We start from the raw sequence: 939 nt of genomic DNA on the forward strand, positions 1-939 counted from the left end.
CGGATGAAGTTTCACGAGCAGCTCGACGAGCTGACGGACCGTCTGGCGTCGATGTGCCGGCTGGCCGGGGATGCGGTGCAGGTGGCGACCGAGGCCCTGGTGCGCGCTGACCTGAGCCTGGCGGAGCGGGTGTTCGATCTGAACGATCAGATCGAGGAGTTGCGCGGTCCGTGCGAGGACCTGGCGATGGCGTTGTTGGCGTTGCAGGGCCCGGTGGCGCGTGATCTGCGTCAGGTTGTCACGGGTGTGCACCTGGTGGCGGATCTGAGCCGGATGGGTGGGTTGGTGCAGCATGTGGCCGAAAGTGTCCGCCGGCGTCATCCCGAGCACGTCGCTTCCGGTGAGGCGGAGGAGTTGCTCTTCCATATGGGGCGGGTGGCGGCGGAGTTGGCCGGCCTCGCCGAGCGGGTTCTGCGCACGCATGATCCGGAGCTGGCCGCTGAGATCGGTAGACGCGATGACGAGCTCGACGACTTGCATCGACGGCTGCTCACCTTGATCGAGGATCCGGCCTGGACCGGCACCATCCCGGCCGCGGTCGATGTCACGTTGTTGGGGCGTTTCTACGAGCGCTTCGGTGACCATGCCGTTGTGGTCGGGCGCCGGGTGATTTTCCTCGTCACCGGGGAACAGATGACCCCGTAGGTCGTCGCCGTCACGGGGCCGCATCGCCGCGGCCGATCCGAGTGTGGACTTCGCCCTACCCGTTGGTGTGTTCGTTCGTGCCGATGGCGGCAATGGAGGCGTGGTTCATGATCGGGATGGAACTGTTCTTCACCCCCGACTGAACCTGCTATTCGGGTTGTTCGAGGGCGTCGGTGATGCGGTCGTGGACCGGAGGTTTCGAGGTTCTGGCCGGCGGTGCGGGCGGCGGCGTGGGCGCGGGTGTATTCGTCGTCGCTGAGCTGAATGTGGTGCGGTGGGGTCTGGTGTGGGCCT

At 66.2% G+C, this 939-nt stretch carries 1 protein-coding gene; it reads left to right on the forward strand.

What is annotated here, in order from left to right:
* A partial coding sequence (gene phoU, locus CJ177_RS35805; protein ID WP_143548774.1) for a phosphate signaling complex protein PhoU occupies nt 1-645 on the forward strand: 645 nt, incomplete at its 5' end.
* Between the last annotated feature and the right edge of the window lie 294 nt (nt 646-939).

It is taken from the genome of Rhodococcus sp. ACPA1 (assembly GCF_002300195.1).
In the GTDB taxonomy this organism is placed as follows: domain Bacteria; phylum Actinomycetota; class Actinomycetes; order Mycobacteriales; family Mycobacteriaceae; genus Rhodococcus_F; species Rhodococcus_F opacus.